Below are 19453 nucleotides of genomic sequence, written 5' to 3'. Positions count from 1 at the left end.
TCAGCCGCTCCCGCGGCGGGCGCTCCCTCACCCAGCCTGATCCAAACGAAAGACCCTAGCCCGGTGGTCGAGGTCCCGGTCGCGCCGCGAGAGAGGGGCAGCCGCGCACAGCGGGGCCGGACGTCGTCCGTGGAGGACCACTCCGCACAGAAGCACCGGCTGTTTGGGTGTCGAGTTCCCGGACGGCGCCCGTGCGTACGTCTTGCTGGACGGATCGGCAGGTCCGAGCGCGTCGGGGACTGGATCCGTCAGGCGGTCCGACGGGGCGCCCGCGCGGCCTCCCGGCGGGCCGATGCCGAGGCCAGACTGTGACGCATGCGCAGGGCGCCGTCGTGGAGATGGATGGTGCGGGTGGCGAGGCGGGTGAGGGCCGGCCGGTGGGTGGTCATGACCGCTGTCCGGCTCTCGACCAGACGGCCGAGCGCGCGGACGACGAGTTCTTCGGCGGCGTTGTCCAGTCCCGTGGTGGGTTCGTCGAGCAGCACAACGGGGGCGTCGGCCAGCAGGGCGCGGGCGATGCCGACGCGCTGGCGCTGGCCGCCGGACAGTCCGGCGCCTCGGTCGGCGAGCCGGGTGCCCAGGCCATCGGGCAGGCGTTCGGTGAACTCGGTGACCAGGGCTGCCTCTGCCGCCCGGGCGATCTCGCGCGGGCCGGCGTCGGGTCGGGCGTAGCTGATGTTGTCGGCGATGGTGCCGGAGAACAGGAACGTGTCCTGGAGCACGACTGCGATCTGGCGGTGCAGCCAGATGGCGGGGATGTCGGTGAGCGGTAGTCCATCGAGGAGCAGGTGGCCGCGGGTGGGCGGGTAGAGCCCGGCGATGAGGGAGAGCACGGTGGATTTGCCGGAGCCGTTGGGTCCGAGCAGCGCGAGGTGTTCGCCGGGGTGGACGGTGAGGTCGAAGTGGTTCAGGACGGGGCCGCGGCCGTAGTCGAGGGTGATGTCGCGCAGGTCGATTCGGCCGGTGGCGCGGTCGGGCAGGCGCCGGTGTGGTGTCGGGGACGGCGGTGGCTGGTCGAGGATGGCGGCGACGCGTTCCGCGGAGGCCGCGCCCTGGGGGAAGGTGATCGAAAGGCGGGACATCGATCGCATGGGCTTGATCATGTCTTTGAGGTAGCTGGTCACCACGACCAGCAGACCGACGCTCCACCAGTGGTTCACGACACCGAGGCCGCCCGCCCACAGCAGTGCCGCGGTGGCCACCGCGGCGGCGGCTTCGAGCAGTGGAGTGAATCGGGCCCGCAGTTCGACGCTGCGCAGGCCGGCGTCGAGGGTGGTGCTGTTGCCGGCGGCGAAATGCGCGTCGTGCAGATCCTGGCGGCCGAAGGCGTGGATGGTGCGGATGCCTTGAAGGGATTCGGTGACGAAGGCGGCCAGGTGTCCTTCGGCGGCGCGCTGCCGCCGTTCCGTCTGGCGGGTCAACCGGGTGTAGCGGGCGGCCGTGAAGAGTATCAGCGGGGCGCCCCCGATCGCGATCAGCCCCAGGCGCCAGTCAACGGAGAGGATGACGGTGGCGTAGCCCGCGAGGGCCAGCAGTCCGGGCAGAAGTGTGGAGAACAGGTCGACCAGAGCGTCCTGGATCCGGCTGGTGTCGATCGCGACGCGGCTCGTCAGTTCCCCGGCCGCCTGTCTGTCGTGGTAGCTCATGGGGAGCCGTTGCATATGGGCGAACACGTCCGTACGGATCTCCGCGGTGATGCGCTCTCCGGCGCTGTTCATCACACGGTCACCGAGGTAGTCGAAGGCCCCCGAGGCGAGAGTGATCAGCAGCAGTGCGACGGCGGCCACGCTGAGCATGGCCAGCGGGGAATCGCCCACGATGCCCGTGAGCCAGACCAGTGGGCCGCTGGTCCGGCCCTTGAGTACGTTGTCGATGACCAGCGCCAGCGGCCAGGGTGCGGCCAGGTCGGCGATCAGTTCTCCGATGCGCAGTCCCACGCCGAGCATGAGTGTGCCCAGGTGCGGTCGGCCGTAGGAACGGAATCGCCATAGGTGTCGCATCATTCCCACGTCGTCTTGGCGGGCCCTCATCTGCCCACCTCCCCGGTCAGGTCCGCGCGGGCGGCGTCTTTGAGGGCTGTGTTGCTCGCGCCTGGGCGTATGCCGTGCTCGGCCATGGCGGTCAGCACCACCGGCGCGAGTCCTGGGTCGGCACGCGTGATCGCGGACAGCAGCCGGGAGAACTGGCGGCGCTCGTTCAAGGCGTCCTTGGTCAAGGCGTCCTTGGTCAGCTGAGCGGCATGGGCACCGGCATCGGCCGACTCCATGCCGCGCAGCAGCGCCGCATCGAAGCGCGCCGCGTCGGCACCCGTATCGATGACCCGCTCACGAGCGGACCAGCATGCCGATGCCCACACGGTGCCGTCGGCGTGCGGGTCCTGGTCCCGCCCGCCCAAGAAGTGCGCCATTGTCCACCGGGGCTGAAGTTTGCGGCGCCGCTGGTCCCACTCGGCGATGGCCGCGCGGTGCCAGCCGTAGATGTCCGGGGTGCCCAGCAGGATGGCCGTGAAAACATCTGCTGTGCCCTCGTCCAGGGCGACCTTCAAGTTGGTCTGCTGCGCCGGGGGACGCAGCCGGTTGAGCCGGAAGTCCGCGGTGTGCCGGCACAGATGATGGCCGACCTCGTGACAGATGATCGCGGCGTTGTGCGCGGGGGCGTGGAAATACCGGCTGCCGTCCGGTGCCGGGACGAATCCGGCGCCGCCCCCCAGATGGATCTCACCCGCACAGCTGAGAGCGGCGGGCTCGTCCGTGAGTGACGCCCTGGGAAGCCGGTAATGCCCTCCGTGCCAGCGGCGGGGCTGGTTGTGCATCCCGATTCTGACCAGCAGATGAGGGAGAGGGTGGCCGAGCAGGGCTGAAGCGAACCGCAGGGCACGCTGGACGTGGAAGGCCGCGTTGGTCACGCCGAATGCTCGGGCCTGCCGCTCTGCGGCGGCGTCTGCCAGGGGGCCGCCACCGGCCGCGGGGTCGAACATCAACGTGGAGCCGTCGAACAGCCGCCCGCCGCGCTCGTCACGGACCGTGGCCTCGGGCAGCACCACTTCGGCCGGCCGCAGTTCAAGGACGTCCAGGGCGGCTTCGTGCAACTCACCGGGCCGGGGACGCCCGTCAGGTATGTAGACGATCACCGGTATCACGGGGCATCAGCCCCAGGCAGCAGCGTCGGCGAAGGGTCCCGTCGTGGCGGCGGTCTGCCGGGCCGGCGCACGCACCAGGAGGTCCACGGCCGCGCCGTTTGCCAGCTGTGGCGGGGACAGGACCGGCAGTCCCGTGGCCGCGTGTGCTTCCTGGGAGGCAAGGGGGCTGGCGGTGACCAGGCCACTCACCATACGGACCGGGACCCCCAGTCCCTGGAGGATCGTCACCCCGGCCACCGCGTCCAGCGCGTTGGCCGCCGCCAGTACGACACCGTGGGCGAATCCGGGCAGGCACTCGGCAAGCGCCCGTGTCTCGGACTGCAGCAGCCCGTCGGCTATCTCCAGGACGACTGCGTCCGCACCGTCGTCGACCAGGGCATCGCGGATGGCGATCATCGTGGTCCGCAGCCGCTCGACCGGATAGCCGAACGTGGATGACATGCCGAAGTCGAGGAATTCGGCTACAGTGCTGGCGCCCGCGTCGATGTACATCCAGCGGTCCTTGCCGCTGCCGGAACCGGTGACCTTGCCCGCACCGGCAGCCAGTCCGGCTCGCGTCCAGCCGGACACCATGGCCGACGCCGTCGTGGTCTTGCCCGCGTTCATCGACGAGCCGAGCACGACCAGAGTGCCCCACTCGGGCGCCGTGTGCGGCGACGGCGTCCGCGCGTAGTGATCCAGCGACAGTGGCATCCCGGACCGGTCGTTCAGCGTGCCGATCACCTTCAACTCGGTCGGTGGGAGCCGTCGCGTATGCGCCGAGGCGACCGTTCCCACAAGGCCGCCCGCCGTCAGCAGATGAACGTGGGGCCCGGTCGGCAGGTAACCCTCGTAGAAGTCCGTGGCATACCGGTTGCCGTACGCACCCACGACAATGTCGCCCGAGTAGAGACGGACGCGCCGACCGTGGACATCCTCCAGATGGTCGAGCTCGCCCAGGTGGACCACGGTGGCAACCACGAGATCCCCGAGCTGCGGTTCGCGAACCGACCCACCGGGTACGGTCGCGTCCCGGTCGTGGATTCTGCGTGTCACATAGCCCCACTTGGCCCCGGCAAAGTCTCTCATCACAGATCCCTCACGGTGCGGGTCGGGCCCGTTCCGGCGCCCGAACGAGTGGTCGTCCATTCGATCGCTCACACCCATGTTCCGTGCTCCCGCGATCGATCGCATTGTGGTGGTGGCTCTGGCGATGACCGGCGAGGCGAAAGTCCAGGGCCAGGGCGGGAGTCCGCAGGTCCCAAAAAATTCCCGGCGGGTGCGGTGGTCAAGGTGCTGCCGCAGGACCTACCGGGAAAGCTGAGAATTCGAGCAGACTCCCGCCGGGCCTGGATTCGTGTATGACACACCCAAGCCCTGGCGGCACAAAGGCGGGCAACACAGAGACAAGAAAGGGCAACAGAGCACGCAAGGGCACCGCGCAAGAAGAACCGATGGCGCGAAGACGCTCTCGCGCTCCCGTCTGACACTGTCTGACGACGGTCCGTCAGCCTTTGCGGGTAAGCCCCACCATCGGCGGACACGGAACTATAAGTACAGCAGCAAAGCACGGCAACCGCTGCGACTGACAGTGACCGTCAACAACCCTGCACGTTCTTCCGGAACGCATGGTCGCGAAGCATTTCCAGCCACCCCGCAACGACCGCCGAACTCTTCGTCGACGGCGGCCTGGCCCAGGTCCGATCGATCGCGCCCGCTGAGGAGCGGGCGTCAGCGATTCATCGGCGATTCGTCAGCGATCGTCCAGCTTCGGAGCGAGCAGATTCAGGGCTTCCTCCCAGTCGAAGTGGGCCCCGGCCGCGGCCGAGTCGGGCTGGTGAGGCGTGTGCGTTCCGATCAGGACGTCCATCTCGCGCAGCCGGTCGAGACTCTGCCGGTACGCGGGATGGGCGGCCTGGGCCGCGTTCAGATACGGGAGTACGGCAGTGGGGACGCCCAGACCGTACGCCTCGCACAAGATGCCCACGGCCAGCGTGTCGGAGATACCCGCCGCCCACTTGTTGATCGTGTTGAACGTGGCCGGCGCCACCGCTATCGCATCCGGAGGCGGCAGTGGACGCGGGTCTCCGGGGCCGCGCCAGGCGGAACGGATCGGATAGCCCGTCCGCGCGGTGATCGCCTCGGCGTCGATGAAGGCCAGCGCTCGCGGAGTGGCGATCACTCCCACGTCCCACTGCCGCTCCTGCGCCGCGGCGATCAGCGTGGTGACATCGCCCGCGATGCCCGCCGCGCAGACCACGACATAGAGAAACGGTTTCCCGCGCGGATCGTGCGGATCGCGCGGATCGCGCTGCTCAGTCATGAAGAGCTTTCCGTTGGAGTGGCAGTGCCTTCTACAGCGAGAACCTCGCCCGGTCGGACCTGTTCGTAGAGCCACTCGGCGTCGACGGAGCGCAGGCCGATCCAGCCGTGGGTGGCGTCGACGCGGCCGGGTGCGCTCTCGTTGTACGTCATGGCGACGACGTAGTTCGTGCGGTTGTCCGGCGCGCGCAGCTCGATGACCCACGGGAGCGTGACCTCGTACTCGCCACCCATGTCCTTGCCGGTGCCCATGCCGTCGGCGGGCATCCGCTTGGTGCGGTACTTGGCGACGACGGTCATCCGGCCCTGAGGCGTGAGTCCTTCGGCCGTGCCCGAGGAAATGGGCAGCTCACGGTCGGCAACGGTCAGCAGCCGACGCGCGAGATCGGCCGTGCCCACCGGGGGTGCCGGCGAGGCCGTGCCCGCCGAGGACGCCGTATCCGCCGGGATGGCACGCTCCTGGGTGGTTTGGCCACCGACGTCGGCGGTCAGGGCGAAGACGAGAACTCCGACCGCCGCGGCGGCGCCACCCGCCAGCACCGCTCCTCGGCGGCGCGCACGGCGGCGTATGGCACGGCGCCGGATCTCCGAACCCGGGATCGACGGAGGTGTCTCGTGTTCCTGGGCCAATTCCCGCAGCGTAGTGGTGAGTTCATCGGACACGGCCGTCCTCCTTCTCACCCTGCTCATCGGCGTCGCCCACGGACAGATGCCGGGCGAGCGCTGCCCGGCCGCGCGCCAGACGGGCCTTGACGGTTCCGACCGGAGCGCCGGTTTCGGAGGCTACCCGCTCCACGCTCAGGTCGCACAGATGGTGCAGTACGACCGCCGTGCACTGGGCCTCCGGCAACTGCCGCAGCGCCGCGACCAGTGCGGTGCGCTCGGGATCCGGGCCCGGTGTGTGTTCAGGCGCGGGATCACGCCGTACCAGCTCCAGCCAGCGGCGCGCCCGGCGCCAGCGGCTCACCGCGAGCCGCATGGCCACCGTACGGATCCACGCCTCGGGCGCCTCGTCTGCGAGGAAGCTCTGCCGCCGGTCCCAGGCCCGTACGAACGCCTCCTGGACCACGTCCTGCGCCTCGCCGTGATCCCCGGTCAGGGCGTACAACTGGCCGGTCAGCCGAGGGAACGCGGACGCGTAGAAGGCGTCGAACTCGTCCTCGGTCATGCCCCCGCCCCGCCGCTCTCCCCGGCACCGAACTTCTCGGTTCCGTGTGCAACCCGGTCGGCCCCGTCGTGCGTACAGGTCGCGTACATCGAAACACAACAGGGGGAACTCCATGACCTCGGGAGTCAGGACCAGTCGTCTCGCCCGCGCCTTGAGCGCGGCGGCCCTATGCGCGCTCGCACTCGCAGGCTGCTCGGCACAAGCAGACGCGGGTACGAGCACGGGCGCCGACGATCAGAAACAACAGCCCGCCGCCGCGGACCAAGCGCACCGGGCCAGTCCCCGGGCGGAACCTACGGCTTCCACGGCCTCGACGGCCTCAACAGTCCCGGTGCCGGCCGCGTTCAAGGGCGTACGGATCAATATCGCCGACCGGCAGACCGTCGGCGTCGGCATGCCCATATCGGTCACCTTCGACCGCCCGGTCCCGGCCACCGAACGGGCCGCCGTGGAACGGCTGCTGACGGTCGAGACCACGACGGGCGTCACCGGATCCTGGAGCTGGATCAAGGACCGCAATCTGCTCGACGGACAGCGTGTCGACTACCGGCCGCGCGACTTCTGGAAGCCGGGCACGGAAGTGACCGTACGGGCGGGCTCCGGCGGCTCCGGCAGTCCCGGCAGTCCCAGCCACTCCAACCGCTCAGGCCTCACCCGGCACTTCACCGTCGGCCGCTCGCTCGTCGCCACCGTCGACGTACGCACCCACACCATGACCGTCGAGAAGGACGGCACCACCCGGCGCGTCCCCATCACCGCGGGCGCGCCCGGGATGGACACCTGGAACGGCACCATGGTCGTCTCCGACAAACAGCGCCGGGTGCTGATGGACTCCCGTACGGTCGGCTACGGCGACGCGTACAAGGGCTACTACGCCTACGCCGTCCACCTCACCACGTCCGGCACCTATCTCCACGAGAACCCGAAGGCGGACACCTACGCGGGCCGGCAGAACGTCACCCACGGCTGTGTCGGACTCGCGACGGACGGCACCGCCCGGCGCTTCTACGAGGAGGTCATCCCGGGTGATGTGGTGCGGGTCACCGGATCCACGGAGACCGTGGCGGCGGGCAACGGATACGGGGACTGGAATCTCGGTTGGGACGAGTGGCGGGCGGGGAGCGCACTACGCTGACTTCGGTGACCGTGACACCTGTAAAGGCCGTATAGGTCAAAAGTTGCGCACGCTTTAAAGTGTCCGCATGGGCATGCGCATGGGCGATCACGATTACAGCGGAACGGATTGGGAGACCGCGGTCCTCGACGGAGGCCCCGCGGACGGGGTACGGATGCGGGTCGCCGACCGGCCCGCCGTGGTGCAGGTGACATATCCCTGCGAGGTGGACGGGCCGGCGGGCGGAGCGCAGGTGGAGGCGCTGTACGTGTACCGGCGCGATCCGCGCGTACAGGAGCAGCCACTGCGGTACGGGTTCGACCAGGCGAGCCCCTGACACAGCGGAAGGGCCGGAGCCGGTTCGGTGGGCAGTACCAGGGAAGGGCTGCCCGCCGAACCAGGTCGGTCCGCGGTACGACGTACACCCAGGCGGCCACACAGCCACGCGACCACACGACCACATGGGATCAGGCGCGACCAAGCGCGATCAGACATGGCGGACCGGCGCGTGGCGCACAGGAGCGCGCGCCGCCCGGTCGGTGAGCTGTCCGACCATCAGCCGGACCACGGTGACGACATCGGGATCGTCGACGAAGTAGACCTGTCTGCGGCCTTCGCGCCGCGACCGTACGAGCCCGGCCAGCTTCAGCTTGGTCAGATGCTGGCTCACGGCGGGAAGCGCGCCGCCCACCCGCTCCGCGAGCCCGGTGACATCGCTCTCGCCCTGGGCCAGCACCCATACGATATGCAGCCGCGCCGACGACGCCAGCAGCCCGAACGCGGCAGCCGCTTCCGCGAGCACCTCTGCGGACGGGTCTCCGGAGCCACCGACCTCTGCCGTCACGATCGCTCTCCCGTCCCGCGCGGACCCGACGGCTCAGTCTAGGCGTCGGGTCCGGGGACGGGCCCGGAGCGTTGGGGCGCACCTGGAGCGGAGCGCATACGGCGAAGAGGAGCTCGTACGGCCCAGGACCCAGGCCCCAGCGGGTCAGGGCCTCACCGTTCGGGCCCCAGCGAGTCAGGCGAGTCAGGACTGCGCAGGCGGATCGTTCCGCTCGACGATCGTGCCGGTCACGACGCGACGACCGGACGCGGCGGACTCCGACGCCTGGCTCTGCCCGCTCTGGCCCTGCCCGCTCCGACTCTGGCCGCCCTCGTCCTCCTTCTTCAGCGCCTTCGTCTCACTCTTGAGTATCCGCGCGGCCTTGCCCGCCGAACGGGCCAGCTCAGGCAGCTTCTTGGCGCCGAGCAGAACGACGATGACGATGAGGATCAGGGCCACTTCGCTCAAGCCGAACATCAGATCTGCTCTCTCCCGGGATCGGACGGGACCGGTCATAGGTATCTACAGTGCTGTAGAACTATCTCCTACCGTACGACCGTCCAACAAGACCACTTTCCGGCCCGGCCGCCAGACCACCGTCACGCCACCGCCGCCCCGCCACACCACCGGTCACGCTACGCGGGCGCCGTGAACTACGTGGGAACTCCCAGTGCCCTCTTCGACGAGCGGTACCGCGTGATCAGCACCGGACGCATCCAGCGCATGGGCGCGGGGAAATTGCTCACCAGAGGCGCGTAGCCCGGGACCTCCTCCGGGTCCTCCATCAGGCCGAACACCAGATGGGGCCCGGTGTGCGGGGCTCCGCCAACGATCGCCGACCGCAGCCTGCCGACTTCGGCGTCCGGCAGCTCCGGCATCAACTCCTTGATGAGGGCTTCCTCTTCATCGAAATGCCTGTTCAGAACGGATTTGACCCGCTGCGTCGAGGGCAGCCCGGACAGCGCGGCCTGGCCCACGACCACCAGGGCCGCGTCCCGTTCGCCCGTGACCTGCTGGGCGGCGATCGCGTCGACCGTCCTGGTGAGTTCATGCAGCTCGGCATCGAGCGCTTCGAGCGCGAAACCCAGCCCGCCGATCCTGGCGGCATCGCCGGGAACGAGCTCACGCAGCACCGGCCAGAGCAGCACGTCCTCGCTCGCGTGGTGGCGGCGGACGGACTCGATCAGCCAGCGAGCGGTGTTGACGAGCACCTTGACGTCGACGGGCTCACCGCTGGCGAGGCGCCCGAATGATTCGGATACGAGGGCGGTGCCCCGACGCAGAATCGTGTGCACGGCGAGCAACTCTTCATACATGCATGACCGTTCGGCGCAGAGCTTGGGTGGAGCAGCCATCGCGTATTCCTGCCTGTCCCAAAAATTGGGGTTGGTATTTGGGGTAATATTTGGGGTAAAAGAGAGAGTATTGAGAGCATCGTTCCCGCAGTGAATACCCACCAGATATAAGTTATGTGTCATGGCCGCCGAGACCCGTCGCGACATCGGCGACGCGGCCCGGCGGCTCTTTACTGGAGTGCGGCTATGCGCGGGCGCTGACCGCCGTCGTGGGCATCGCGCGCCGAGCCGGGCGGCAAGGAAACCGTGCGATTGATACGGAATTCAGAGGATGGACCTTCCGCAATCGCCCTGTCGGCACACCGCACGCGTCTCGGCAATGAGGAGTACGGCGAATCCATCGCCATCCCCTACAGCACCCTGCCGGTGCATGAAAACGCGGCAGAACTCCGAGAGGAAAGCACCTCTCTTTACTTCTCTGCCCTCCGGGAGATCGCCTCACACCTCGACAGCCTCGGTGCTCACCGGGACCGCCCCCCCGCTGTGGCCACGAGGATCCTGATCGACGTACGGGAGCTATCCACAGGCTGGTTGTCCACAGGCTGAGGGGGAGGCCGACGGGATGTCAGGGTTCCGGCGCAGAATGGGGGCATGAATCAGATGGCCGGTTCGATGCCGGAGTGGGAGAAGCGCTTCCGGGCGCCGCGGGTTTCGCTGCCGGACTGGGCGGAGGACGCGCCGGAGCGAGCGCTGTTCGTGTCCAATGCGACGGGGACGTATGAGCTGTACGCATGGGATCGCGCGACCGGCGCCCAGCGGCAGGTGACGGACCGGCCGAACGGGACGACGGACGGGGTGCTCTCGCTGGACGGTGAGTGGATCTGGTGGTTCTCGGACACGGACGGGGACGAGTTCGGGGTGTGGATGCGCCAGCCGTTCACGCCCGGGGAGAGCGGGGCCGGGACCTCCGGTCTCCCGAGCCTCTCCGGTCTCGATGAGCCGGCGGCGCCGGGGCTCGCTCCCTCCTATCCGGCCGGGCTCGCGCTCGGACGGGACGGGACGGCGGTCGTCGGGCGGTCGACCGACGAGGACGGCACGACGCTGCATGTCGTACGGCCCGGGGAGGCGCCCGTCGAGATCTACCGGCACCGGGAGTCGGCCGGAGTCGGGGATCTGTCGTACGACGGCACGCTGCTCGCGATCGAGCACACCGAGCACGGGGACGCGATGCACTCGGCACTGCGGGTGCTGCGGCTGGACGGTTCGGTGGTGGCGGAGCTGGACGACACCGAGGGCGGCACGCGTGAGCTGGGCCTGGAGGTGCTGGGCTTCGCGCCGGTGGCCGGCGACAGCCGGCTGCTCGTCGGGCATCAGCGGCGAGGTCGCTGGGAGCCGGTCGTCTGGGATCCGCTGACCGGCGAGGAGACCGATCTCGCCGTCGAGCTGCCCGGGGACATCAGCGCCGAGTGGTATCCGGACGGGTCGGAGCTGCTGATCGTGCACAGCTTCGAGGGCCGCAGCGAGCTGTGGCGTTATGACTTCGCCAAAAGTGCGCTGATCGAGGTGGAGACTCCGGCGGGGACGGTGTCGGGAGCGACGGCCCGGCCGGACCGCAGCGTGGAGTATCTCTGGTCGTCCGCGGCCGAGCCGCCGCGGGTACGGTCCACGGCGGGCGGCGTCGTGCTCGATCCGCCGGGGATGACGGCGCCCGCCTCGGTGCCGGTGGAGGACGCGTGGGTCGAAGGTCCGGGCGGCAGGATCCACGCGCTGGTGCAGCGGCCGGCGGGCGAGGCTCCGTTCCCGACGGTCTTCGAGATCCACGGCGGTCCGACCTGGCACGACAGCGACGCGTTCGCCGCGGGACCCGCCGCCTGGGTCGACCACGGCTTCGCGGTCGTCCGGGTCAACTACCGCGGATCCACGGGCTATGGGCGCGAGTGGACGGACGCGCTCAAGCACCGCGTCGGGCTGATCGAGCTGGAGGACATCGCGGCGGTCCGGCAGTGGGCGGTGGACTCCGGTCTGGCCGATCCGGCGAAGCTGGTCCTGGCGGGCGGCTCATGGGGCGGCTATCTGACTCTGCTCGGGCTCGGCACCCAGCCGGACGCCTGGGCCGTGGGGCTGGCGGCGGTGCCGGTCGCCGACTATGTGACGGCGTACCACGACGAGATGGAGGCGCTCAAGGCGATGGACCGCACCCTGCTGGGCGGTACGCCGGAGGAGGTGCCGGAGCGTTTCGAGGCGTCGTCGCCGCTGACCTATGTCGACGCGGTCCGGGCTCCGGTCTATATCTCGGCGGGAGTGAACGACCCTCGCTGTCCGATCCGCCAGGTGGAGAACTATGTGGACCGCCTGGCCGCCCGAGGCGCGGTCCATGAGGTGTACCGCTATGACGCGGGCCATGGGTCGCTGGTCGTGGAGGAACGGATCAAGCAGGTCAGGCTGGAGCTGGACTTCGCCACAAGACATCTGAAGTAGACGAGACATCTGAAGCAGAGGAGGAAGACGCGGGGGAAGACGCAGGGGCTGGGCCCAGAGACGGGCCCGGGTCCGGGTCCCCGGGTCCGGGCCTCAGCGAGGACCGGAGACCGCGAGGTCGCGAGGCACAGGAGTGGAGGGCCAGGAGCCGGGCCGGGCGGAAGTGGATGGCGGGACCCGGGAAGTGGCGGGACCCGGGAAGTGGGCGGGAAGGAGCGTTCCGTACGGTGGAGGCGTGTACCGATTCCTGGTGACTCCGCGCTGGTGGGGAATCAATGCCTTCGTTCTGCTGGCGATCCCCTTCTGCATCTTCATGGGGACCTGGCAGCTCGGCCGCTTCGAGGACCGCGTCAGCACCCACCAGGCCGCACAGGAGCGGCCGGATCCCGGGGAGCGGGCCGCGGTGGCGGTGCAGACGCTGCTGCCCGTCGATCAGGAGACGTCGGGTCGTCATGTCACGGCGACAGGACGGTACGGAGATCAGTTCCTGGTTCCGGACCGGGTGCTGGACGGCAGGAACGGCTCGTACGTACTGACCATGCTGCGTACGGACGGCGGCAAGGCGCTGCCCGTGGTGCGCGGATGGCTGGCCGAGGGCAGGAAAGCGCCCGCGCCGCCGGCCGGTGAGGTCAGTGTGACCGGCGCGCTCCAGGCCTCCGAGTCCGTCGGATCCGACGGCGTGCGGGCGGGCGGCGGTCTGCCTCAGGGACAGCTCGCCATGATCAGTGCGGCGTCGCTGGTCAATGTCGTGCCGTACGAGGTGTACGACGCGTGGATCACCGTGACGCGGGCGTCGGACGGGCTGCTGCCGGTGCCCGCCGCCGCACCGCAGAACTCAGGGCTGGACCTCAAGGCGTTCCAGAACCTCGGCTACACCGGTGAGTGGTTCGTCTTCGCCGGCTTTGTGATCTTTATGTGGTTCCGGCTGTTCCGGCGCGACGCGGAGGCGGTCAAGGACCGGGCGCTGGGACTGGAGACCGCCGCGTAGGCCACCGCCGCGCAGGCCCTGTGCGGTCGACCGGTCGACGGGCGGCCAGAGCCCCAGGTGGCCGACATCATCCCGAGGCCGTGGCCAACGCCCGTTCCGCTTGAGCGGCCCGGCCACCGCGACCACCGGACCGCTACGGCGCGTTGAGGACGCCCGTTCGGTAGATCGTGCCCGCGCAGGCGTTGGGGATCGTCGCCTCGGCGACCGGTGCGCCCGGCTCCGGGGTGTGGACGACAGAGACGGTGCCGTCCATCGTGCCGCCCTCGGTGAGGAGCTGAGGCTCCGCGTTCGTTCCCGTACCCGCTCCGGCGTCGGTGCCCGTACCGGTGCCACCGCCCGTGCCCGCGCCCGCCGAGCTGTCGCCCGACGGTGTGGGATCCGGGGAGGCGCCGGTGGTCGGACAGCTCTCCGCCGGTACCCAGGCGAACTTCACCTCGTACGCGCTGTTCGGCGCCAGCGTCACCGCCGCCGCTTCCAGGGACGGATCGGGCAGGCCGGTGGCCGCGTCGCCCGCCGTGTGCGTCACGACGGTGATCTTGGCCTTGTCGGCCGCGCCTCCGGTCTGGAAGTCGACCGTGCCGCGGCCGGTGACCGAGCAGTCGGTGCCCGAGGCATTGGCGACGCGGAAGGTGCCGTACACCTTGCCGCCGGAGTCGGGCGCGCCGGCTTCGGCGACGGTGATTTGGAGCTGGTTCGGCGCGCAGGTGGGCAGGGACGAGGACTGGGTGCCGCCGCCCGGATCGGCCGTACCGGCGGTGCCGCCCTCGGCCGTACCGCCCGAGGCGGTGTCCTCCGGCTTGGCCACCTTGTCCGGGTCGTCCGCGTCGGGAGACACCTGGTCGGCGGGATGGTGCGGATCCTCGCCCGCGCCGCCGCCGGAGTCCTTGCTCGTGCCCGTACCGCCCTGGGCCTGCTCGCCGTGGCCGGCGTTGACGGAGTGGTCGTCCGCCGTGCCGCCGGAGTTGGCGACATGCACGAACGCGGGCACCGCCGTACCGAACAGCAGTGCCGCGGCGGCCATACCGACGACGGCCTGGCGCTTTCTGGCCCGCCTGGTCGGTACCGCCTTGCGGAGATGGTCGAGGGCGCCCTCGGACGGCCGCAGATCGTCCACGGCGCCATGCAGCAGACGGCGCAGCGCCAGCTCGTCCATGTCGAGGCCGTCGAGGCTTCCGCCCACGTCCCCGTCCAGGTCACGGCCCGGCTCGCCGCCGAGGTCGGCGTTCAGATGGCCGGCGTCTCCGCCGGCATCACCGCCCGGCTCATGGCTGCCCGTACTGCCCTTGGCGCCACCGGCGCCACTGACACCGCCGATGCCGCCGGCGCCGGTCTCACCACCAGCACCACTGGCACCGGCGCCGCCGTCTCGACTACCGCCACTTCCACTGCTGCTGCCGGCACCCGTATGACCGAGGCCGCTCAGCTCGTTATCCGGCCCGTTGTTCACAATTCCGTTCCCAGTCAGGTCGTTCAACGGCGCGTCCGGCCCGGTCGCCCTGTCGGGCCCGTCCTGCCGGTCCTTCCGCGCACTCATGCCGTGGCCTCCATGGCGACGCGCAGCGCCTTGATGCCGCGCGAGCCGTACGCCTTCACCGAGCCCAGTGATATCCCAAGAGTCTCGGCGACCTGCGCCTCGGTCATGTCCGCGAAGTACCGGAGAACCAGCACCTCGCGCTGCCGCCGCTGCAATCCGCGCATCGCCTTGATCAGCGCGTCCCGCTCCAGCTGGTCGTACGCGCCCTCCTCCGCGCTCGCCATGTCCGGCATCGGCTTGGAGAGCAGCTTCAGACCGAGGATGCGCCGGCGCAGGGCTGACCGGGAGAGGTTCACCACGGTCTGCCGCAGATACGCGAGCGTCTTCTCCGGCTCCCGTACACGGTTGCGCGCGGAGTGCACCCGGATGAAGGCCTCCTGGACGACATCCTCGCAGGAGGCCGTGTCGTCCAGCAGCAGAGCGGCGAGACCGAGCAGCGACCGGTAGTGGGCGCGATAGGTCTCCGTGAGGTGATCGACGGTGGTACCCGCTGCCATCGCGCCGTCAGCGCCCTCGCGCTGGGACGGCAGACGTGCGGAACGCGCGGCGGGCATGGGCGCGATCACCGGCATACCGCCGGGTGTACGGGGCCGCCGGAGCGGACGCACCGCCGCGCCGCGTACCGGGACGATCGCTGTGATGTCGAGAACCTCTGCCACGCCTGTTGGACACGCTTCCCCCCGTCAGGGTTGTACGCGCACGTCACCCCATTTGACGCTGCACCAATTGCCGTCATGCGTACCCGATCTCCCCCTATGCCCCAATTCTCGCGACACCGCGAAGGGGTGACCGCAGAGACGCTTCCCGGCCGGTCAGCGGTTGCGGTGTTCTCGCAGGAAAGACAGACGGGCAACGTCGAACAAGACAACGTCCCAGTTCAAGCCGGTGTGACCATGAACCTGACCAAAGGACGTTCACAGATCCTACAAAGTTTTAGGGTTCAACGGCTTCTGATTTTCGTCGACTTTTGAGCCACAGTTGAGGTTTCTCGCGGTTACGGCAAAGAACCGTGACCAGGGTCACTGCTACGGCTTCGGCTACTACGGCCGCTACGGTTTCGACAGTTCCAGGGCGATGGCCTCGGCGATCTGAGCCGTGTTCAGGGCCGCGCCCTTGCGGAGATTGTCGCCGCAGACGAAAAGCTCCAGCGCCCTGGGGTCGTCCAGCGACCGCCGTACGCGCCCCACCCAGGTCGGATCCGTCCCCACCACATCCGCGGGCGTCGGGAAGTCGCCCGCGCCCGGGTTGTCGAACAGCACCACGCCCGGCGAGGTCGCCAGGATCTCGTGCGCCCGGCCGACGGTGATCTCCTGCTCGAAGCGCGCGTGCACGGTGAGCGAGTGCGCGGTGATCACCGGGACATGGACACAGGTCGCCGTCACGCGCAGACCGGGCAGGTCGAGGACCTTTCTGGTCTCGTCGCGTATCGCCATCTCGTCCGAGGACCAGCCACCGTCCTGCGGCGCACCGGACCAGGGCACGACATTGAGCGCCAGCGGAGCGGAGAAGGGACCGGTGGTGTCACCGACCGCGCGGCGCACATCGCCGGGATGCGTGCCCAGTTCCGTACCGGCGACGAGGGAGAGCTGGTCGCGCAGGGCGGTGATGCCGTCCTGGCCGGCGGCGCTGACCGCCTGGTACGAGGAGACCACCAGCTCGCGCAGTCCGAACTCGGCGTGCAGGGCGCCCACCGTGACGATCATCGACAGTGTCGTGCAGGCCGGGCTCGCGACAATTCCACGCGGCCGGGACCGTACCGCGTGCGGATTGAGCTCGGGGACGACCAGCGGTACGTCCGGATCCATCCGGAAGGCGGCCGAACTGTCCACGACGACCGCGCCCTTGGCGGCGGCGACGGGCGCCCATCGGGCGGACACCTCGTCCGGTACGAGGAACACCGCGACGTCGACGCCGTCGAGCGCCTCTTCGGTGAGGCCGACGATCTCGGTCGGCTCGCCGCGCACGGAGAGCTTGCGGCCCTCGGTGCGCGGCGAGGCGATCAGCCGGATGTCGCCCCAGACGTCGGCGTGCTGGGAGAGGATCTGGAGCATGACGGCGCCGACGGCCCCGGTCGCACCCACGACCGCGAGCGTCGGCCGGCCGTTCACGGCGCGGCGCTCCCGCGTCTGCCCCCGACGTCGCCGTACGACCGGCTTCCGCGCGGCCGGTTCATCGGCCGGTGCCTCCGTAGACCACGGCCTCGTCGGAATCGCTGTCGAGACCGAAGGCGGTGTGCACCGCCCGTACGGCCTCGGTGACATCGTCCGCGCGCGTGACCACGGAGATCCGGATCTCGGAGGTCGAGATCAGCTCGATGTTCACACCCGCGTCCGACAGCGCCTCGAAGAAGCTCGCGGTGACGCCCGGGTTGGTCTTCATGCCCGCGCCGACGAGGGAGATCTTGGCGATCTGGTCGTCGTAGCGCAGCGACTCGAACCCGATCGTCGACTTCGTCTTCTCCAGCGCGTCGATGGCCTTGCGGCCCTCGGTCTTCGGCAGCGTGAAGGAGATGTCGGTCAGTCCCGTCGCCGCGGCGGAGACGTTCTGGACGACCATGTCGATATTGATCTCGTTGTCGGCGATGGCTCGGAAGATCGTCGCGGCCTCGCCGGGCTTGTCGGGGACGCCGACGACCGTGATCTTCGCCTCGGAGGTGTCATGGGCGACACCGGAGATGATGGCCTGCTCCACCGTGCGGTCCCCTTGCGGCTCGTTGCTGACCCATGTGCCCTGAAGCCCCGAGAACGAGGAACGGACATGGATCGGAATGTTGTAACGGCGTGCGTACTCGACGCACCGGTGCAGCAGCACCTTGGAGCCGGAGCTGGCCAGCTCCAGCATGTCCTCGAAGGAGATCCACTCGATCTTCCGGGCCTTCGTCACGACCCGCGGGTCGGCGGTGAAGACACCGTCCACATCGGTGTAGATCTCACACACCTCCGCGTCCAGTGCGGCTGCGAGCGCAACGGCGGTGGTGTCGGAACCGCCGCGTCCCAGTGTGGTGATGTCCTTCTTGTCCTGGGACACACCCTGGAACCCGGCGACGATGGCGATATTGCCCTCGTCCAGCGCCGTACGGATCCGGCCCGGCGTGACATCGATGATGCGCGCTTTGTTGTGGACCGAGTCGGTGATGACGCCCGCCTGGCTGCCGGTGAACGACTGGGCCTCGTGGCCCAGGTTTTTGATCGCCATCGCCAGCAGGGCCATGGAGATCCGCTCTCCGGCGGTCAGCAGCATGTCGAACTCACGCCCGGCAGGGATCGGGGACACCTGCCCTGCGAGATCGATCAACTCGTCCGTCGTGTCGCCCATCGCCGAAACCACGACGACCACTTGATGGCCGTTCTTCTTGGCATCGACGATTCGCTTGGCGACCCGCTTGATGCCCTCGGCATCGGCTACGGAGGAGCCTCCGTACTTCTGCACGACAAGGCCCACGTGCGCTCCTCGCTCAGTTCATCACTACTGTCGGCACAGTTTAACGAGCGACCGCACGACGACTCGGACATATCACATCGTGAGATGTTCCGCTCACTCAGTGATCATCGAGGACTGGCCGCCGCCCGCTCGGTGAGGATGCATGCCCCGGCTGAACAGCACCACGCAAAAAAGTGGGACGCGTCACACAGCAGGGCTAGGGTCTTTCGTTCGGATCAGGCCGGATCAGGGAGCGCCCGCCGCGGCAGCGGCTGATGTCGGCGTTGGTGCCGTGGATCGCAAGGCGGAGGAGGGAGGCGACGCGGAGCGTCGTCGACTGACGTCAACGCGCTGGTCAGCCGATCGGGCGGCGTATCTCTTCGCGCGCCTTCAGGACCGTCCGCGCTGTCGCTTCGAGGTCGATGGTGCCGGGGTCGGGCTCGGTGTCCACGGGGGTGAAGATCGCGACGCCGGCGACCGTGTTCTCGTCGCCCCATGCGCACACAGGGACGACGAAGGTGGCGGCCCCCTCCTCGGAGAGCATGACGGTGCACGTCAGGTCGGTGTCGGAGCCGGGCGGAGTGACGTGCTTCCGAGGGCTGAGTTCCTTCAGACCACCCTTCTGTATCCCGTCCAGCGTGCTCGTCACCTCCAGCGCCGGGTTCTTGAACTGGCCGTACATGCCGGCCAGGCTGAGCCCACCGGAGTTGTCGGCAGCGGCGTACATGCCCAGGGACGTCTTCACATTCCGCGAAATCAGGGTGTCGCGGAGATCCTCCTTCCTCACCTCACCGTTCATCTGCTCGGTCACGTCGTCGAGCCGCTTGTACTCGTTGTCCAGCAGTTTCTTCGGAACCGTGAGGCGGTACTCGGCGGCGGGGAACTTGCTCGCGGAGGCCACCGCGTCGCCGGCCTTGTTGCCGACATAGGCGAGGGCCGCGACGAGCGCGATCGAGCCGGTGACAATGCCGAAAATCAGCCCGGTCCGCCTCTTGCGCGGAGGCGGACCCACCGGCGGCTGCCCCCAGGAGCCCTGGCCGGCGTACGACGCGTACGCCTGGGGAGGCTCCTGCCCCTGCGGGTACGGCAGCCCGTGCGGGGGCTGGGCAGACGGGTTCTGCTGGTGCGGAGAGCCGTTGGGGCCTGGAGCCTGCGAAGGCGGCATGGTCATGACGGGACACGCTACAGCGCGA

Annotated in this window: 19 protein-coding genes; 5 read left to right on the top strand and 14 right to left on the bottom strand. The window is 69.2% G+C overall.

What is annotated here, in order from left to right; all coding sequences use genetic code 11:
• Nucleotides 1-248: 248 nt before the first annotated feature.
• The 6 genes from GA0115259_RS05095 to GA0115259_RS05070 all read right to left on the bottom strand — a co-directional run bounded on the left by GA0115259_RS05095 (nucleotide 249) and on the right by GA0115259_RS05070 (nucleotide 6608).
• Nucleotides 249-1937 (bottom strand): ABC transporter ATP-binding protein, encoded by a 1689-nt coding sequence (locus GA0115259_RS05095; RefSeq protein ID WP_176732431.1) that lies wholly within the window; start codon nucleotides 1935-1937, stop codon nucleotides 249-251.
• An 89-nt stretch (nucleotides 1938-2026) separates the two neighbouring features.
• A complete protein-coding gene (locus GA0115259_RS05090; RefSeq protein WP_141716455.1) occupies nucleotides 2027-3130 on the bottom strand; it encodes a gluzincin family metallopeptidase in 1104 nt (367 codons plus the stop codon).
• A 15-nt stretch (nucleotides 3131-3145) separates the two neighbouring features.
• A complete protein-coding gene (locus tag GA0115259_RS05085) occupies nucleotides 3146-4207 on the bottom strand; it encodes a DUF1611 domain-containing protein (protein WP_141716454.1) in 1062 nt (353 codons plus the stop codon).
• A gap of 664 nt (nucleotides 4208-4871) precedes the next feature.
• Entirely contained in the window at nucleotides 4872-5441 is a 570-nt protein-coding gene (locus tag GA0115259_RS05080; RefSeq protein WP_093591445.1) for a flavoprotein, read from the bottom strand.
• Nucleotides 5438-6103 (bottom strand): L,D-transpeptidase, encoded by a 666-nt coding sequence (locus GA0115259_RS05075; protein ID WP_161230292.1) that lies wholly within the window; start codon nucleotides 6101-6103, stop codon nucleotides 5438-5440. Before GA0115259_RS05075 ends, GA0115259_RS05080 begins: the two co-directional genes overlap by 4 nt.
• On the bottom strand, nucleotides 6093-6608 hold the full coding sequence (locus GA0115259_RS05070) for a SigE family RNA polymerase sigma factor (protein WP_093591439.1): 516 nt from the start codon (nucleotides 6606-6608) through the stop codon (nucleotides 6093-6095). Before GA0115259_RS05070 ends, GA0115259_RS05075 begins: the two co-directional genes overlap by 11 nt.
• Between GA0115259_RS05070 and GA0115259_RS05065 the strand changes: the two genes are divergently transcribed.
• Nucleotides 6607-7743 carry a L,D-transpeptidase gene (locus GA0115259_RS05065; protein WP_345940993.1) on the top strand — a complete coding sequence of 379 codons (1137 nt, stop codon included), beginning with the start codon at nucleotides 6607-6609 and terminating at the stop codon, nucleotides 7741-7743. The genes GA0115259_RS05070 and GA0115259_RS05065 overlap by 2 nt on opposite strands.
• Nucleotides 7744-7810: 67 nt before the next feature.
• A complete protein-coding gene (locus GA0115259_RS05060; protein ID WP_237539767.1) occupies nucleotides 7811-8059 on the top strand; it encodes a hypothetical protein in 249 nt (82 codons plus the stop codon).
• A gap of 150 nt (nucleotides 8060-8209) precedes the next feature.
• On the opposite strand, the gene GA0115259_RS05055 is transcribed toward GA0115259_RS05060, so the two are convergent.
• The 3 genes from GA0115259_RS05055 to GA0115259_RS05045 all read right to left on the bottom strand — a co-directional run bounded on the left by GA0115259_RS05055 (nucleotide 8210) and on the right by GA0115259_RS05045 (nucleotide 9900).
• Nucleotides 8210-8569 (bottom strand): ArsR/SmtB family transcription factor, encoded by a 360-nt coding sequence (locus tag GA0115259_RS05055; RefSeq protein WP_370747335.1) that lies wholly within the window; start codon nucleotides 8567-8569, stop codon nucleotides 8210-8212.
• Nucleotides 8570-8749: 180 nt separating this feature from the next.
• The gene (locus GA0115259_RS05050; RefSeq protein ID WP_093591430.1) at nucleotides 8750-9022 is read right to left on the bottom strand and encodes a twin-arginine translocase TatA/TatE family subunit; all 273 of its coding nucleotides are present in this window, start codon (nucleotides 9020-9022) and stop codon (nucleotides 8750-8752) included.
• Nucleotides 9023-9198: 176 nt separating this feature from the next.
• Nucleotides 9199-9900 carry a hemerythrin domain-containing protein gene (locus GA0115259_RS05045; protein ID WP_161230291.1) on the bottom strand — a complete coding sequence of 234 codons (702 nt, stop codon included), beginning with the start codon at nucleotides 9898-9900 and terminating at the stop codon, nucleotides 9199-9201.
• A 591-nt stretch (nucleotides 9901-10491) separates the two neighbouring features.
• Between GA0115259_RS05045 and GA0115259_RS05040 the strand changes: the two genes are divergently transcribed.
• On the top strand, nucleotides 10492-12318 hold the full coding sequence (locus tag GA0115259_RS05040; RefSeq protein ID WP_093591424.1) for a S9 family peptidase: 1827 nt from the start codon (nucleotides 10492-10494) through the stop codon (nucleotides 12316-12318).
• Nucleotides 12319-12553: 235 nt separating this feature from the next.
• The gene (locus GA0115259_RS05035; RefSeq protein ID WP_093591421.1) at nucleotides 12554-13306 is read left to right on the top strand and encodes an SURF1 family protein; all 753 of its coding nucleotides are present in this window, start codon (nucleotides 12554-12556) and stop codon (nucleotides 13304-13306) included.
• 133 nt (nucleotides 13307-13439) lie between these two features.
• On the opposite strand, the gene GA0115259_RS42575 is transcribed toward GA0115259_RS05035, so the two are convergent.
• Both GA0115259_RS42575 and GA0115259_RS05025 read right to left on the bottom strand, forming a co-directional pair.
• Nucleotides 13440-14840: a hypothetical protein gene (locus GA0115259_RS42575; RefSeq protein WP_272921090.1), complete on the bottom strand. Its 1401-nt coding sequence runs from the start codon at nucleotides 14838-14840 to the stop codon at nucleotides 13440-13442.
• The gene (locus tag GA0115259_RS05025) at nucleotides 14837-15412 is read right to left on the bottom strand and encodes a SigE family RNA polymerase sigma factor (protein WP_093591463.1); all 576 of its coding nucleotides are present in this window, start codon (nucleotides 15410-15412) and stop codon (nucleotides 14837-14839) included. Before GA0115259_RS05025 ends, GA0115259_RS42575 begins: the two co-directional genes overlap by 4 nt.
• A gap of 213 nt (nucleotides 15413-15625) precedes the next feature.
• Between GA0115259_RS05025 and GA0115259_RS39545 the strand changes: the two genes are divergently transcribed.
• On the top strand, nucleotides 15626-15811 hold the full coding sequence (locus tag GA0115259_RS39545; protein WP_141716453.1) for a hypothetical protein: 186 nt from the start codon (nucleotides 15626-15628) through the stop codon (nucleotides 15809-15811).
• A gap of 78 nt (nucleotides 15812-15889) precedes the next feature.
• Here GA0115259_RS39545 and GA0115259_RS05020 read toward each other — a convergent pair whose 3' ends face one another.
• The 3 genes from GA0115259_RS05020 to GA0115259_RS05010 form a co-directional block, all read right to left on the bottom strand.
• Nucleotides 15890-16948: an aspartate-semialdehyde dehydrogenase gene (locus GA0115259_RS05020; protein ID WP_305129275.1), complete on the bottom strand. Its 1059-nt coding sequence runs from the start codon at nucleotides 16946-16948 to the stop codon at nucleotides 15890-15892.
• Between the two features lie 61 nt (nucleotides 16949-17009).
• On the bottom strand, nucleotides 17010-18281 hold the full coding sequence (locus GA0115259_RS05015) for an aspartate kinase (RefSeq protein WP_093591415.1): 1272 nt from the start codon (nucleotides 18279-18281) through the stop codon (nucleotides 17010-17012).
• 334 nt (nucleotides 18282-18615) lie between these two features.
• On the bottom strand, nucleotides 18616-19431 hold the full coding sequence (locus GA0115259_RS05010; RefSeq protein ID WP_093591412.1) for a hypothetical protein: 816 nt from the start codon (nucleotides 19429-19431) through the stop codon (nucleotides 18616-18618).
• Between the last annotated feature and the right edge of the window lie 22 nt (nucleotides 19432-19453).

The sequence above is a fragment of the Streptomyces sp. MnatMP-M17 genome, assembly GCF_900091995.1.
GTDB lineage: Bacteria > Actinomycetota > Actinomycetes > Streptomycetales > Streptomycetaceae > Streptomyces.
This window is presented reverse-complemented; position numbering and strand designations above follow the sequence as displayed.

Coding starts and splice junctions, on each gene's coding strand:
- GA0115259_RS05085 (WP_141716454.1), bottom strand. CDS start 4,207: ATGAGAGACTTTGCCGGGGCCAAGTGGGGCTATGTGACACGCAGAATC.
- GA0115259_RS05080 (WP_093591445.1), bottom strand. CDS start 5,441: ATGACTGAGCAGCGCGATCCGCGCGATCCGCACGATCCGCGCGGGAAA.
- GA0115259_RS05065 (WP_345940993.1), top strand. CDS start 6,607: ATGCCCCCGCCCCGCCGCTCTCCCCGGCACCGAACTTCTCGGTTCCGT.
- GA0115259_RS05070 (WP_093591439.1), bottom strand. CDS start 6,608: ATGACCGAGGACGAGTTCGACGCCTTCTACGCGTCCGCGTTCCCTCGG.
- GA0115259_RS05060 (WP_237539767.1), top strand. CDS start 7,811: ATGGGCATGCGCATGGGCGATCACGATTACAGCGGAACGGATTGGGAG.
- GA0115259_RS05050 (WP_093591430.1), bottom strand. CDS start 9,022: ATGTTCGGCTTGAGCGAAGTGGCCCTGATCCTCATCGTCATCGTCGTT.
- GA0115259_RS05045 (WP_161230291.1), bottom strand. CDS start 9,900: ATGGCTGCTCCACCCAAGCTCTGCGCCGAACGGTCATGCATGTATGAA.
- GA0115259_RS05040 (WP_093591424.1), top strand. CDS start 10,492: ATGAATCAGATGGCCGGTTCGATGCCGGAGTGGGAGAAGCGCTTCCGG.
- GA0115259_RS42575 (WP_272921090.1), bottom strand. CDS start 14,840: ATGAGTGCGCGGAAGGACCGGCAGGACGGGCCCGACAGGGCGACCGGG.
- GA0115259_RS05025 (WP_093591463.1), bottom strand. CDS start 15,412: ATGCCGGTGATCGCGCCCATGCCCGCCGCGCGTTCCGCACGTCTGCCG.
- GA0115259_RS05010 (WP_093591412.1), bottom strand. CDS start 19,431: ATGACCATGCCGCCTTCGCAGGCTCCAGGCCCCAACGGCTCTCCGCAC.